At 36.4% G+C, this 16036-nt stretch carries 12 protein-coding genes; 7 read left to right on the top strand and 5 right to left on the bottom strand.

Features of this window, described 5'->3' with window-relative positions; genetic code table 11:
• Positions 1–167 precede the first annotated feature (167 nt).
• The 3 genes from A7967_RS07060 to A7967_RS07050 are packed head-to-tail and all read left to right on the top strand — an operon-like array spanning position 168 to position 3144.
• The gene (locus tag A7967_RS07060; protein ID WP_004334904.1) at positions 168–713 is read left to right on the top strand and encodes an SLATT domain-containing protein; all 546 of its coding nucleotides are present in this window, start codon (positions 168–170) and stop codon (positions 711–713) included.
• Entirely contained in the window at positions 710–2080 is a 1371-nt protein-coding gene (locus tag A7967_RS07055) for an RNA-directed DNA polymerase (RefSeq protein WP_054203692.1), read from the top strand. The genes A7967_RS07060 and A7967_RS07055 overlap by 4 nt, the downstream gene beginning before the upstream one ends.
• A 20-nt stretch (positions 2081–2100) precedes the next feature.
• Positions 2101–3144, top strand: a complete 1044-nt coding sequence (locus A7967_RS07050; protein WP_054203691.1) for a patatin-like phospholipase family protein — start codon at positions 2101–2103, stop codon at positions 3142–3144.
• A gap of 112 nt (positions 3145–3256) precedes the next feature.
• Here the strand turns inward: A7967_RS07050 and A7967_RS07045 are convergent, their stop codons facing one another.
• Positions 3257–3733 (bottom strand): hypothetical protein, encoded by a 477-nt coding sequence (locus A7967_RS07045; protein WP_054203690.1) that lies wholly within the window; start codon positions 3731–3733, stop codon positions 3257–3259.
• A 627-nt stretch (positions 3734–4360) separates the two neighbouring features.
• A complete protein-coding gene (locus tag A7967_RS07040) occupies positions 4361–4924 on the bottom strand; it encodes a lipid-binding SYLF domain-containing protein (protein ID WP_054203689.1) in 564 nt (187 codons plus the stop codon).
• A 116-nt stretch (positions 4925–5040) separates the two neighbouring features.
• On the opposite strand from A7967_RS07040, the gene A7967_RS07035 reads away from it, so the two are divergent.
• Both A7967_RS07035 and A7967_RS07030 read left to right on the top strand, forming a co-directional pair.
• Entirely contained in the window at positions 5041–6252 is a 1212-nt protein-coding gene (locus A7967_RS07035) for a tyrosine-type recombinase/integrase (protein ID WP_054203688.1), read from the top strand.
• Entirely contained in the window at positions 6253–7443 is a 1191-nt protein-coding gene (locus tag A7967_RS07030) for a cation:proton antiporter (protein WP_054203687.1), read from the top strand.
• A gap of 95 nt (positions 7444–7538) precedes the next feature.
• Here A7967_RS07030 and ydiJ read toward each other — a convergent pair whose 3' ends face one another.
• The gene (gene ydiJ / locus A7967_RS07025; protein ID WP_064435567.1) at positions 7539–10610 is read right to left on the bottom strand and encodes a D-2-hydroxyglutarate dehydrogenase YdiJ; all 3072 of its coding nucleotides are present in this window, start codon (positions 10608–10610) and stop codon (positions 7539–7541) included.
• A gap of 150 nt (positions 10611–10760) precedes the next feature.
• Here ydiJ and A7967_RS07020 point away from each other — a divergent pair, with 150 nt between their 5' ends.
• Positions 10761–10970 (top strand): PGPGW domain-containing protein, encoded by a 210-nt coding sequence (locus A7967_RS07020; RefSeq protein WP_054203901.1) that lies wholly within the window; start codon positions 10761–10763, stop codon positions 10968–10970.
• 67 nt (positions 10971–11037) lie between these two features.
• Here A7967_RS07020 and ppsA read toward each other — a convergent pair whose 3' ends face one another.
• The gene (ppsA, locus tag A7967_RS07015; protein WP_054203902.1) at positions 11038–13413 is read right to left on the bottom strand and encodes a phosphoenolpyruvate synthase; all 2376 of its coding nucleotides are present in this window, start codon (positions 13411–13413) and stop codon (positions 11038–11040) included.
• 153 nt (positions 13414–13566) lie between these two features.
• On the opposite strand from ppsA, the gene ppsR reads away from it, so the two are divergent.
• Positions 13567–14376: a posphoenolpyruvate synthetase regulatory kinase/phosphorylase PpsR gene (ppsR, locus tag A7967_RS07010; protein ID WP_054203903.1), complete on the top strand. Its 810-nt coding sequence runs from the start codon at positions 13567–13569 to the stop codon at positions 14374–14376.
• Positions 14377–14463: 87 nt separating this feature from the next.
• On the opposite strand, the gene A7967_RS07005 is transcribed toward ppsR, so the two are convergent.
• A complete protein-coding gene (locus A7967_RS07005; RefSeq protein WP_054203904.1) occupies positions 14464–15813 on the bottom strand; it encodes a class II 3-deoxy-7-phosphoheptulonate synthase in 1350 nt (449 codons plus the stop codon).
• Positions 15814–16036: the final 223 nt, after the last annotated feature.

Here is a 16036-nt window from a genome sequence, read left to right as displayed (position 1 = left end):
TCATTAAGATAATATAAGTAATTGGAGGAGGTCATTGTGGATCCTCTTTGAGGGTGAATCTAATAAATAATATAAGTGAAAGTTTATATTTGCGTGAAAACGTAGACCCATTTACTGGGTGTTAAAGTATCTAATTACTTACCTCCTCCTTTTTTAATGGATTAAATATGTCAAAATTATCAGATAAAATATGGTTCACTCGAAAGGCTAGGATTCAGGCTTCTGAAAGATTGCTAATGAACAATCAACACGCACAGTTCACACTTATCCTATATTCATTAGTTAATGTTGCACTTTCAATTTATATGTTGAAAGAATCAAATCCCGTTGGAAGAAATTCTGATATCACATTAACAATCATCTCTGTTTGCATATTAGTTTTATCACTTTTTATATCAAATATCGATTTCAAAGGGCGAGCTGAAAAATTAAAGAAAAATTACCTGAACTTGCACGAATTGTATGAAAAATCTGAACTACCTAATGCTGATGAATTACAAATTAATAGTGAATATATAAAGCTTTTATCTGACTCTGAAAATCATAAAACAATTGACGATAAATTTTTTAGGGTGACAAACTATAAATCTCTATCTTCTAGAAAACCAACTATTCCAGATTTTATCGAGGTGATTTTTTATACTTTTATAAGAAAGTTACTCATAATTTCTATCTACACAGCCCCATTTGCTTTACTGATATTTAACAAATGAGCGCATACCTTAAATTTAATAAACTTTTCAAAGTTTCATCACTTAAAAAAACTTATGAAAACAATGTTCAAAATAGCTTAGCTGTTGGTCTTGATAAAACAACTAGAACAACTTTCGAGAACAATATAGATAATGAACTCTTAATAATAAATAGAAAGGTCAACAATGGCAGTTATGCTTTTACGCCCTATAAGCAAAAGCTAATATCTAAGGGTGCAAATAGTCTTCCAAGAGCAATATCGATACCTACATACAGAGATAGGGTTACATTAAGGGGAGTTTGTGACTTGTTATTTCACGTTTTTTCTGAGGAACTAGAAGTTAATATCCCGCAGGTAAAAATAGAGTATATAAAATCGAATATTATAAAGCCTGAATTTGATACATTTATAAAACTAGATATCACAAATTTTTATCCTAGTATTGATCACTCTGCATTAGAAAAAACCTTAAGAAAAAGAATTAGAAAACCTGAGATCATCCAATTAATTTTAAAGTCGATTAGAAATTCAACCGTATCAAAAGCTGTTAACGGTGAACGTAAAATCAACTTGGTTGGTATACCGCAAGGGCTTGCAAATTCTAATGTTCTTGGTGAAATATATTTATCTGCAATAGATCAGAAGTACTCTAATCGAACAAACATATTTTATACTCGCTACGTGGATGATATTTTAATTTTTTGCTCTGATGACGATACTGATGATATTTCAAAAGAATTAGTCGAAGACATTGAAGATCTATCTTTGAACATCCATCCTCTCGATGAGGAAAACTCTAAATCATATACTGGTGTATTAACAGAACCATTTGATTATCTAGGCTACTACTTTAAAAATAGAGCGGCGTCATTAAGAATTTCTAATAGACAAAGGTTTGAGGCTTCAATTGCTAATATATTTACTAATTTCAAATATAAATACAATTCAGCTAAGACTGACACTAATAGAGAAAGAGCGTTAGAGATTTTAAGGTGGAGACTAAACCTTAAAATAACTGGCTGTATCTATGAGAAGAAAAAACGTGGTTGGATATTCTATTTTTCACAAATTGACGATAAACAAATATTATTTAAAATTGATTCATCGATAAAAAATATGGTTAAGAGGTTCAAACTAGAGGGTAAGGTTAAGCCTAAAACATTAATAAAATCTTTTCACGAATCTAAGAAGTCCGATAAAGAATCACATAAATATATTATTAATTTTGATTCTTTTGATACAAACCAGAAACGAAAGGTTTTAGAAATTTACCTTGGTAGTGGTAAGCTTGACGGGAAAAAAGACTCTGAGGTTGAAAGGCTGTTTAATTATCGAATACGCAAAGTAATCGAGGAGCTGGAAGAAGATATCCAGAATGTGTCTTAAAACCCTAAAGAAAAATAATTATGCTAGAAATATACGCAGGCTCCAATGCCTTAAAAACCATACAAGAACAGGGTTTTAAACCTGAACTTTTCACCTCTTTTTTAGGCGCAAGTGGTGGGCCAAAGTGGTTTACTTTATTTGGTTTAGATAAGTATATTTTTGGTGAGTTTTTTAAAAATAGAACGACGCAATTAAACTTAGTTGGCTCATCAGCCGGTGCATTTCGTGCCGCGTGTTTTGCACAAAAGGATCCTGTTGCAGCGATTGAGCGTTTAGCTAAATCGTATTCCCAAACACGTTACTCAACCGCTAAACCAACACCAGCAGAAATAACCGAAAAAGCAAAACAGTTATTAGATGATGTTTTTGCCCAAACAGGTGTTGCCGAAATTATTAATAATCCTATTTTTAAAGCACACTTTATTGTCGCTAAATCAAATGGCTTTGTAGGCAGCGATCATAAAGCATTACAGTTATTAGGCTTAACAAAAAGCTATTTGTATAATCGGGTTGATCGCCGATTTTTAACAAAGCAATACGAGCGCTTTATTTATCAAGCACCTAATAGTGATTTTTCAATTGAAGACAGTTATAAAATTAAAACTACACAATTAGATTTAACGAGCGAAAATTTAAAAGATGCTTTGTTAGCATCTGGTTCAATCCCATTAGTTATGCAAGGTATAAAAAATATTGCCGGCTCACCACCTGGCATGTACCGCGACGGCGGAATTATTGATTACCATTTTGATTTAAAAATTAACAACCCAGGTTTGATTTTATACCCACATTTTAATTCAGATCCCAAAGCAGGGTGGTTCGATAAAAATTTAAAACGCAAAGTCGCCACAGAAAATTACGACAACGTGGTAATGATCACCCCGTCTAAAAAATTCATCGCCAGCTTACCTTACGGAAAGATCCCAGATAGAACAGACTTTACAAAACTCGATACCGACACCCGAATAAAATATTGGAATACCGTATTTAGCGAGACTGAAAGGTTAGCTGACGCGTTTGACAAAAATCTAACAATAGGTAAGTTTGAAGTAAAGACAATTTAAGAATGTGAGTGTTTTTTACGTACAGCTTACGGTACGTAATATTAAAGAAAGGGCGAAAAGCCCTTTTTTATTAATGATTTAAGCTTGTTGTCAGTTGGGACAGTTTGTCTTGCTATTTAATCTTTATATATGGCGTCATTAACTTATTTAGCTCTTCTAAAAAACCATTTAAATTAGAGCAAGCTTCCATTCTGTATTTATCAATCATTTCTAAGGCAGTTGGTTCATCAGTATCTTCACTTGCTGTTTTAGTACTATTGAAAGATACGGCTGATTTATGTATTTCATCTAGAAACGCATAGACCCCTGAAGGTTTTGGAAATAGTACTTTTGATGCATGAAATGAACAAATAAAGTTGCTAAAAGTAACGTCAGAAATATATCCCTTAGTATATTCTTGATAAAGTCTTTGTGAATCTAAATAAACTTTAAATCTCTTTTCAAACAGAGCTAACTTAAGGTTACTCTTTTGTATTCGACACTGAGTGAAAGCAACCAAAAGTGCCATTAAAGCTATGATGTTTGTACTAGTAAGTGAAGGAGTATATGAATTAATTACTGTTAGATAATCTATAGTGTTGACAGGCATTTTTTGTCCTTTTTTATTTGTTAAGTTTAGAATAACAAATAGTTGAAGGTGATAAAAACTATTTAATTTAATGGCTTAGTTTACTGCATGGTCAACTAAATTTGAGTTTTTGCTAACTTCCAGTTCTTTCTGATATTTCTCTAATTATATCTAATAGTTGATTTTGTAATTCAGGTAAATATACATCTTGTGTTTTATTTTGCTCCTTAAGTGTTTTATACAGATTTTCTTGCTGACCATTTATATCGGCGAACTAGTTGTACATCGGATGCTTTAACTTTACCCCAAGGAGTAGTCATTGTATGGTCATGATAAGAAATTCTACAATCTGCCCATGGGCCAGTTGGAGGAAAATAGGCTCGATAAATTATTGGAGTTTGGTTTAGCTGACGCATTTGATATTAGCCTAGCAATAAGAAAATTTGAATCTAAATTAATTGACACTTTAAGAATGTGAGTTAATTTTTCTTACGGCTTACGGCTTACGGCTTACGGCTTACGGCTTACGGCTTACGGCTTACGGCTTACGGCTTATATCCTATAATCTATCTTATGTTAAATAGTGTGAATTAAATTAAAGCGGGCGTAATTACACAAACTAGCCCACTTTTAGAGGGGTTTGAATACTTAATTTAGCTCAGAATCTACCCAAAATTTAGTCCCTTTTAATACAGCTTGTAATGCAAGGCCGCTTTCGGTCAATGAATAAACAGTTACTTGATCGACAATTGCTTCGGCAACAATAGCACCGCCTTTATCTTGGTATTTAGCGGCTGCATCGGCATTACCACCGAAGGCCCAACCATGTTCAACAAAACGATTTAATGCAGCTTGATTATGAAAAACCATCACAACATTAAAATCTTTTACACCTAAACCTAGGCCTAAACCAGCTTCCCCCATATTCATATAAGTAGATTTACCCGTTAGGTTATTTTTAACAACCCCATAACCACCACCAAAACTGGCTAATACAACGTTAACATTGGCATTATCGAAAACAGCATAACCAGCCGCATTTTTAATTTGCTCTTTAACATCTGGCTTTTCTTTGTATAATTTGGTTAGCGTATCAGCTCTCATATTCTGCACAAGATCACGTTTTTCAGCAGGAGAAGCACTGCCCGTTGTAGCACAACCAGACAATGCAAACGTGAAGACGATTAAACTTAAAACCATAAACTTTTTCATATGCTTACCTTAAACGACGAACAACAAAATTATAGCATTATAAAGTCCAATACTAGACAGTATCGGACTTTAAAGTTAAACTGTAAGTACTTTATTTTATTAGAAATAACTATAATATGCTTGTTGCATTGGTCGATACATTAAAACAATTACGATATCAAATTGCTCATCTTGAAGATGATACATTGCGATCTGAATACCCAGAACTTGCCTCCTTTATACAGCAAGTTGGCTTGACTGTCGCTGAATCAAAGCATGAGTTAGTATTTCTGTATCAGTTTTTATATGTTTATGGTCGAAAATCAGAAGCGACTTTTAATCGTTTTCGGAATGAACTAGAACGCTTTTATTTATGGGCGTGGTTAGTTGCTGAAAAATCAGTATTTGAATTAAAACGCGAAGATATTGAAGCATACGTTGATTTTATGGTTGAGCCAGATAAAAACTGGGCATCAACATCTGTGCAATCACGTTATAAAAATGAACAAGGACTTAGGCGTTTAAATGAAAACTGGCGCCCTTTTATTCTTAAAGAGTCGATAGCCAGTCAACAAACTTTATCTGCAATGTTTACCGCGCTTAATGTATTTTATAAATTTTCGATTTTAGAAGAAAAAACGTTTGCGAATTTTGTTCCTGTTGTTAAAAAGAATAGTCCATACTTGGTTGTGCAATCACAAATTAAAATTCCTGATACGTTAAGCGATATTCAGTGGGAATATGTATTTGGTGTAACTCGTGATAAATGCGAACAAAACCCCGAGCTAGAACGTAATTTATTTACTTTAGCTTGTTTAAAAGGCCTTTATTTACGAATATCAGAGTTATCGGAACGACCACAATGGTCACCGGTAATGTCACATTTTTGGCAAGACAATGATGGCTTTTGGTTTTTAAGGATTATGGGTAAAGGTAATAAATTACGCGATGTAACCCTGAGTGAAGATTTTGTAACTTACTTAAAACGTTATAGATTATATCGCGGGTTAACGGCCCTGCCCCGTGTTGATGAAGCAGATCCTTTAGTGCATAAAATTCGTGGTCAAGGTGGTATGACGGTTCGTCAAATTCGTCGTTTAGTTCAGCAAAGTTTTGATTTAGCAAAAAAATCACTGCTTGATGATGGTTTTACTGATGATGCAGAGCAACTTGAATCCGCAACTGCACATTGGCTCAGGCATACCGGTGCAACACATGATGCACAAACACGACCTTTAAAACATTTATCTGAAGATTTAGGCCATGCAAAAATTGCGACGACCGACCAAATTTATATTCAAACAAATATAAAAGAGCGCGCAAAATCAGGACTTAAAAGGAAAATCTAAATGGAATATGGTGTATTAACAGCTGTAGGTTTAGCATTTTTAATTTACTCATTATCTATCCGCCAGCTCGAACGTGCAGAAATTACTGGGCCAATGTTTTTTGTCATTATTGGAGCTATGCTTGCAATTTTAATCCCTGGTAAAACTGTATTCTTATTAAGTGACCTTGAGCGTTTGTTACCTTTGATTGAGCTGACTTTGAGTATCTTTTTATTTACTGATGCGGCGAAAACAAAACTGTCGGTTTTAAAACATAGTTTTCAATACCCTAGCCTGTTACTTTTTGTTGCATTGCCACTTACTTTAATAATCGGAATTGTTATTGCAAGTTTAATGTTTACTCAATTAACACTTATTCAAGCAGCATTAGTCGCTGTTATTTTAACGCCAACAGACGCCGCGCTTAGTAAAGGCTTATTAAATAGCAGTGCAGTACCTGAAAAAGTTCGTGAAGGTATTAATACTGAAAGTGGATTAAACGATGGTTTATGTGTGCCAGTATTTTTAATACTTATGTTGTTAGCCAAAGAGCCCGCCTCTGCATTTTCGCTTTATGATACTGCACTGGTTTTTGCTCGTGAGCTTGGAGTCGCAATTTTTGTTGCTATTACGGCAATGGCTATAGTGATTCCATTAATTAAATTTTCGATGCAACGCCATTATTTTTCAAATAATACGAGCCCATTTTTAGTTGTTGGGATTGCTGTGGCTGTATTTTCTCTTGCGCAAAGTTTACATAGCAGTGGTTTTATTGCAGTGTTTGTTGCAGGATTAATTTTTGATAGATTTACAGAATCGTCATTACGTCTCAAACTGGTTGAAGACAGTGAACACATTGCAGATTTTAGTGGTTTGCTGATCTGGTGCTTATTTGGTTTTGTGTGTAGTTATTTAGTTTTACCAGAATTATCATGGGCTATTGTAGGATTCGCCTTGTTAAGTACAACACTGATCAGAATTATTCCTGTTATGTTGTCATTACAATTTACGCACTTGAAAGTAAAAGAGCGTTGTACTTTTGCCTGGTTTGGGCCTAGAGGGTTAGCATCTATAGTATTTACTTTGATGGTGATCGATAGTGATATAGAAAATAAATTTATTATAGCCACTATTACTATGACGACTATTTTGTTTAGCGTTTTTATTCATGGCATGAGTACAAAGCCAATTGCTGATAGTTATTTAAAATAAATTATATATAAAAATAAAATGCCGCATTATTATTAAAAAAATAATGTGGCATTTTTTATTCATTCTTGAATTCAAGTATTAAATAAAATCACTATTTATTTAATACTACCGGGGCTAATAAATTGTTCTGCGATAAGTTCTATTGGATGCTTGGGTTTAAATTTCTCATAGCGTTTTACTTGACTGCGACAAGAAAAGCCAGTTGCTAATAGTTGCTCAGGTTTATTTTTATTTACTACACCTTGCCAACTCATTTCATAAAGTGCGCGAGAGTTATTTTGGTTTTGTGCTTCGTGACCATAAGTACCAGCCATACCACAACAACCGGTGGCTGTTGTATTAAGAGTTAAACCTAAATCAGAAAAAATTGTTTGCCATACATTCGCTGCTTTTGGTAACGCAGTTGTTTCAGTACAATGACTTAATAATGTAAAATTTTTATCTTGAGTGTTTTTTATTTTATCAGCTAATGGTTTAAATGATTGTGTCGCTAACCATTCATGAGCAAGTTGCACTTCAAAATCCCCGCGCTCATCACCGAGAATCGAATTATACTCATCGCGATAACACATAACTAGGGATGCATCTAAGCCAACTAATGGTGCGTTTATTTCTGATAATGAATTTAAAAATGCGGCTGCATTTTTTGCTGTGATTTTAAATTCATGTAAAAAACCTTTAACATGCTGCGGTTTACCATTGGGTTTAAATGGTAACAGGATTGGTTTTTTCCCTAATGCTGAAATTATTTTTATAAAACTTTCGACTAGTTCAGCTTCATAGAAACTGGTAAATGGATCTTGAACAATGAACACATACTCATTTTGTTGTTCTGGATTGAGTGCTGATAAATGTGCAAAATTAAATTTGTGTGTTTTGTTTATTCGTTTTTCTAAACGTGGTGAACTTAATATGGGTGTATCAACATAGCCAACAGATTTTTTTATTAGCGAGCTAACTAATTTAGTTTTTACTATTGGGTTTATCACGTTTGAAAATTTTGCCATTAATGGTGCGCTTGCTTCAATATTACCAACTAAATAATCTTTTAAAGGGCGAGCATAATAACTGTGATAATAATTTAAAAAGCGTGATCTAAAAGTGGGCACATCTACTTTAATTGGGCAGGCGGTAGTACATGCTTTACACGCTAAACATTCATCCATTGAGGCTTTAACTTCATGAGAAAAATCGTACTCGCCTTTGCTTTTATCTCGACTATGTTGGTAACGTTCCCACCAGGTGATGACTTCACCTTTATTGAGCTCTTTTTCAACTTCAATTAAATCTATATTTTTTGCTTCTTGTAAACGCAGCCATTCGCGCATTAAACTTGCGCGGCCTTTCGGTGAATTACGACGATCACCCGTTACTTTATATGATGGGCACATTGGGGAGTTTTCATCATAATTAAAGCAAATACCATTACCGTTACAGGTCATTGCGTTGTTAAAGCTGGTTTTAACATCAACCGAAATTTGTCTATCGAACCATGCACGCTTCTGATCATCAACGCTTACAAGTGAGTCCTTACTATCAATAGGGGTGCATATTTTACCTGGGTTTATACGATTGTTTGGATCGAAAGCTGATTTTATACGGCGTAATTGTGTAAATAAATGCTCGCCAAAAAATTCAGGGCCGTATTCACTTCTATAACCTTTACCATGCTCTCCCCACATTAAACCGCCATACTTGGCTGTGAGTTTTACAACCTGATCGGAGATCACGCGAAGTAATTTTTCTTGTTCTGGGTCGCACATATCAAGTGCGGGTCGTACATGTAAAACCCCAGCATCAACATGACCAAACATTCCGTATTGTAAATTATGACTATCAAGTAACGCTCTAAATTCAACGATAAAATCGGCGAGGTTTTCTGGAGGAACTGCGGTATCTTCGGCAAATGCGAGTGGTTTTTGTGAGCCTTTAACATTACCGAGTAAACCAACTGATTTTTTACGCATGGCGTAAATTTTTAAAATATCAGCCTTATTACTCGTTAGTTGATACCCGATGACACCATTTTTTTGCTGCGCTGCACAGTCATCAAGTAAAGCACATAATGATTCAACTTTGTCTTTTATGTCATCGGCTGATACTGCATTAAACTCAACCATGTTGAGTCCTTGCATATCTTTATTTTCAACATCGGTTATTAAGTCCGATACTGAATGCCAGATTATATCTTGGCGTGCAAGGTTCAATACTTTGCTGTCGACTGTTTCAACAGACGTTGCACGTGCATCTACTAAAAATGGTGAGTGGCGAAGTGCAGAATCAAAACTATCGTATTTAATATTTATTAAGGTTTTAAATTCAGCAATTGGGGTAATGTTTAATTTAGCTTCTGTAACAATACCAAGTGAACCTTCTGAGCCTGTTATTAATCGGCTCATATCAAATGTTTGTAAGTCATCACTTAGCACATGCTCTAAGTCATACCCGGTTAAAAATCGATTTAAGCGAGGGAATTTGGCTAAAATAGCGTCACGCTCAGACAAGCAAATATCGAGTACCGTTGCGTATAATTTACCTATTGTGGTGTCTTGCTCTGCAATTAATTTAGCTTTATTAATGTCTATTGGATTGGTAGACATTTGTGTGCCGTCAACTAAATAGGTTGTAAGTCCTAAAACATGATCGCTGGTTTTACCATAAACGAGTGAACCTTGCCCTGAAGCATCAGTATTAACCATTCCGCCAATTGTTGCTCGGTTACTGGTTGATAAATCGGGTGCGAAGAAAAATCCATAAGGGCGTAAAAAGTCATTAAGTTGATCTTTTATTACACCTGTTTGCACTCTAACCCAGCCTTCTTCTGGGTTAATTTCGAGGATTTCACGCATATAACGCGATAAATCAACCACGATGCCAGGAGTTAACGATTGACCATTAGTACCAGTTCCACCGCCACGAGGACCAAAAGTGAGTGATAGATATGGGTCTTGAGCAGCCGTTTGCAAAGCAATTTGGATGTCTTTTTCAGTTTTAGGAAAAATAACACCTTGCGGTAACTGTTGGTAAATACTGTTATCGGTTGATGCAGTTATACGGGTGGCATAGCTTGCATCAGTGTCGCCAGTAAACCCTTGTTTTGTTATAGTTTTTAGGTAACTTGCGACTAAATTGGTCGCGGCATCTTGTTGGCTAATAGTTGCTATCATGACGGTGATAAATTAAGGCATTTGTTCGATTATATCATGCTCAAGAGCAATAGAAATTGAAGATTTTACAGTTTGTAACACTCTTTTGATCGTAAAAGTGCTGTGATTACTTATACTCGATATTAGAAGCTTAGTTGCGAGGGAATTTAAATGAAAAAATGTATTTTACTTTTAGTTGGCAGTTTATTTATATTGCTTGGGTTATTTTTTGCTGTAGTACCTGGGCCATCTTTAATCTTTTTTATTGTTGGGCTTATGTGTTTTTCGTTTTATTATCCAAAAGCACGCCATTACTTGGCACTCTGTCAAAAAGCACTCACTAAATCATGTGCTTTTTTAGATAAAAAATTAGCGCGATAAAAGCTATTAACGTCCTGATAAAAAAATGCCAGCAATGTTGCTGGCATTTTTTATTATGCTAAACGAGTTATTTTGCTAATTTTTTAGCAAGGTATAACCATGTTTCAAGTACTGTATCTGGGTTTAGTGAAACAGAATCAATGCCCTGCTCTACTAACCAAGCTGCAAAGTCTTCATGATCAGAAGGACCTTGACCACAAATACCTACATACTTTCCTTTTGCTTTAGCCGTTTTAATTGCCATTGAAAGTAGTTTTTTGATTGCAGGGTCACGTTCATCAAATAAATGTGCAATTAAACCAGAATCACGATCTAAGCCAAGCGTTAGCTGGGTTAAATCGTTTGAACCAATTGAAAAGCCATCAAAGTGTTCTAGGAACTCATCTGCAAGCAGTGCATTTGATGGAAGTTCACACATCATGATTACTTTTAAGCCATTTTCGCCACGTTTAAGGCCATGCTCTTCAAGTAATTCGATAACGCGTTTACCTTCTTCAAGGGTGCGTACGAATGGGATCATGATTTCAATGTTGGCCATATCCATGTCGTTACGCACACGTTTTATTGCTTCACACTCAAGTGCAAAACAATCACGGAAATCTTCCGAGATATAGCGTGCTGCGCCGCGGAAACCGATCATCGGATTTTCTTCTTCTGGCTCGTATTGTTGTCCGCCAACTAAGTTAGCATATTCGTTTGATTTAAAATCAGACATACGAACAATAACGCGCTCTGGTGCAAATGCACAGCCTAAGGTAGAAATACCTTCAACTAATTTAGAGATATAGAATTCAACCGGTGATTCATAACCTGCAATCATGTCGGTGATTTCAGCTTTTAATGCATCGGTTTGTGCATCAAAATTAAGCAATGCTTTAGGATGAACACCAATCATGCGGTTGATAATAAATTCAACGCGGGCAAGACCAACACCTGAGTGTGGTAAGCGTGCAAAATCAAATGCGCGATCAGGGTTACCGACGTTCATCATGATTTTCATTGGTAGTTCAGGCATTTTATCAACGCGTGAAGTGAGGATTTCGAAATCCAAAATACCTTCGTAAATAAAGCCGGTGTCGCCTTCAGCACATGATACTGTTACTTCTTGGCCTGCTTTAATTAGGTCTGTGGCATTACCACACCCAACCACTGCTGGAATACCTAATTCACGGGCGATGATTGCCGCATGGCATGTACGACCACCACGATTAGTTACAATCGCTGCAGCGCGTTTCATGATAGGTTCCCAATCAGGATCTGTCATGTCAGTAACTAAGATGTCACCTACTTGTACTTGGTCCATTTCTTTAATTGAATCAAGAACACGCACGACACCAGAGCCAATTTTATGACCGATGGCACGTCCTTCAACGACAACATTACTGCTGCCATTTAGTTGAAAGCGTTCCATTACATTCGTGTCTTCGTTTGAACGTACTGTTTCAGGGCGTGCTTGAACGATGTAAAGCTTGCCGTCATTACCGTCTTTAGCCCACTCGATATCCATCGCGCGGCCGTAATGCTTTTCGATGATCACGGCTTGTTTTGCAAGCTCTTGAACTTCAGCATCGGTAATTGAAAATTGGTTTGAAAGGGATGCATCTACGTCAACGATTTCAACTTGTTTACCATGTGCTTGATCAGCAGAGTAAATCATTTGAATCGCTTTTGAACCGATGTTACGGCGCACAACGGATGGTTTGCCTTTAGCAAGAGTTGGTTTATGAACATAAAATTCATCAGGGTTTACTGCACCCTGTACAACCATTTCGCCTAGACCATAACTAGATGTAATAAATACAACATCTTCGAAACCTGATTCCGTATCGATACTGAACATTACGCCTGATGATGATTTATCAGAGCGTACCATACGTTGAATACCCGCAGATAATGCTACGCCACGATGATCATAACCTTGGTGTACACGGTATGAAATCGCACGGTCATTGAAAAGCGATGCGAATACATGTTTGATGGCGACCATTACAGAGTCTATGCCACGCACATTGAGGAAGGTTTCTTGTTGGCCTGCGAATGATGCATCTGGCATGTCTTCAGCTGTAGCTGATGAACGAACTGCAAATGAAACATCGTCTGCTGCATCGCCGTGTAGTTGGCTGTATGCTTCGCGGATAGCTTTGTCTAAATTAGGTTGAAATGGTGTGTCGATAATCCACTGACGAATATCAGCACCGACTTTTACGAGTGTATTTACATCTTCCACGTCCAGTGTGTCTAAAATGTCGTGGATCTTTGCATTTAGTCCTGATTGCTCAAGAAACTCATTAAATGCGTCGGCGGTTGTAGCAAAACCACCTGGGACTTGTACACCAGCGTTTGCTAGGTTTGAAATCATTTCACCGAGTGAGGCATTTTTGCCGCCAACACGAGGAACATCTTGCATACCAAGCTCTTGATACCAGAGAACGTATTCTTGCACGGATCTTTCTCCAAAAAACAAATTGTAGTAATAACTGTGAGAGTTAAGAAAGAAAACCTTCTAAAAAGGTCGCCTTCATTCTACACTGGCAACAGACCTTACGTAAACCGTGGGGTGCCTATTTTAACTATTAAACGTAAGAAAAAGGTTAATATGAGAACTGCATTTTATATTTCTGACGGTACAGCGATTACTTCTGAGGTTTTTGGCCATGCTACTTTGTCATTATTTCCCGTTGAATTTAATCATAAAACTATTCCTTTTGTTGAAACTGAAGAAAAAGCAAACGAAGTAAAAGCGTTAATTAATGCAACTGCGCAAAGAGAAGGTGAAAAGCCGCTCGTATTTTTCACTTTTGTAAATCATAATTTGAGCGAGATAATTCGTTCTTCCTCAGCAATTACGTACGATTTTTTAACCACATTTAGTGATAAAATTGAACAAGAGTTAAAGGTTGCACCAGTTCCAAAAATTCACCGTACTCATTCAATGCATGAAAAAAGTTATGATTTTAGAATTGATGCTGTGAACTATGCGTTGACTAATGATGATGGCGCAAATATAAATAATTACGCAGAAGCGGATATTATTTTAGTGGGAGTTAGCCGCAGTGGTAAAACACCGACGAGTTTATACTTAGCATTACAATATGGTATTAAAGCTGCAAACTACCCTATTACAGAGGAAGACCTTGAAACTGGTAAGCTACCCGCTTGCTTAGTAGCATATAAGCAAAAACTGTTTGGTCTGACAATTGATCCAGTGAGATTAGCTGATATCCGCCAACGTCGAATGGCTAATTCAAAATACGCGTCGTTAAAGCAATGTAGAATTGAAGTGCGTGAAGTAGAAATGTTGTATAAAAAACATAAAATTTCATATTTGAATTCGACTAACCATTCTGTCGAAGAAATATCTGCAAAAATCATATCTGATACTAATCTTGAGCGTCGTAAGTACTAACTTAGTTTTTATTGAGATGCTTAGAGTGGTGAACTAAATAATATCGGACATTAAAAAAGCCGCACTTGCGGCTTTTATTTTCTTAGCTTACTTACGTGCGTCTTTTAATAAGTCAGCAACTAAGAAACCAAGTTCTAATACTTGATCAGCATTTAAGCGTGGGTCACATTGTGTGCGATAACGCTGTGCAAGGTCATCATCAGACAATCCATAAGCGCCACCGGTACATTCAGTTACATGCTGGCCTGTCATCTCTAAATGAACACCCCCAGCGTATGAACCTTCCGCTTTGTGAACAGCAAAGAACTGACTAATTTCACGAAGTATATTATCAAAACTACGTGTTTTATAACCTGATGTGGCTTTTTCTGTATTGCCGTGCATTGGATCAGAGCTCCAAATTACTTTGCGACCTTCTTGTTGAACGCGACGGACTAATGCAGGTAACTTTTCAGGCAGAACATCTGCACCCATACGTGTGATCAATGTTAAACGACCTGGTATGTTATCTGGATTAAGTGCATCAATTAAACGGATTAGATCGTCTGGGTCCATTCCTGGACCAACTTTAACGCCTATTGGGTTTTTGATACCTTTAAAAAACTCAATGTGTGCATGATCTAATTGGCGTGTACGTTCACCAATCCAAACGAAGTGTGCTGAGCAATCATACCAGTCACCAGAGAGGTGATCTCGACGAGTAAGCGCTTCTTCATAACCTAGTAATAATGCTTCATGAGACGTATATAAATCAGTCTCTTTTAAGCAAGGTGCGATTGTGGAATTTATGCCACATACTTCCATAAATTCAAGTGCATCTTGAATTTTATCAGCAAGTTGTTGGTATTTTTCTTTCAGCGGGTTCGCGGCTACAAAGCCCATGTTCCAGCGATTTACTTGATGTAAATCAGCAAGTCCGCCTTGGGCAAACGCGCGTAATAAATTAAGTGTTGCTGCACTGTGGTGATAAGCGGTCATTAAGCGTTGTGGATCTGGGATTCGCGCTTCTTCGGTAAAATCAAAATTATTTACTATATCACCACGGTAAGATGGTAATGAGACACCATCGATTGTTTCTAAATCTGCTGAACGTGGTTTTGCGTATTGGCCTGCCATACGGGCTATTTTAACTACAGGGCATTTTCCACCATAAGTTAACACTACAGCCATCTGTAAAATTGTTTTAAATGTGTCTCGAATATTTGCGGCATTAAAGTCACTAAATGATTCTGCACAATCACCACCTTGGAGCAAGAAGGCACGACCTTCACATACGTCTTCAAGTTGTTTAAACAAGCTACGAGTTTCTTCAGCGAATACTAATGGGGGTGCGCTTTTCAATTGTCCTTCGACAGTCTTTAGTGCTTCTTGATCTGGATACTGTGGTTGCTGAAGTATTGGGAGCTCTCTCCAGCTATTTGGGTTCCACGACTGCATATTATTTCCTCATTCCTACGTTTACCTGATAGGTGAAATTAACGTATGCAGTGGCGCTGTTCAAGGACTATATTCGCTAATTATCAATTATTTAGTTATGAGATAAATATTATTGATAATCAGAGGTGCTCAAAAGCACAATTACTGATACTAAGTTATTGTAAAAACCTATTAAGCTATTAATTAATATGAATAAATAGTTAATTAAAGAGATGGAATATAT

Origin of the sequence: Pseudoalteromonas neustonica (genome assembly GCF_001653135.1) — a bacterium.
Classification (GTDB): Bacteria; Pseudomonadota; Gammaproteobacteria; order Enterobacterales; family Alteromonadaceae; genus Pseudoalteromonas; species Pseudoalteromonas neustonica.
This window is presented reverse-complemented; position numbering and strand designations above follow the sequence as displayed.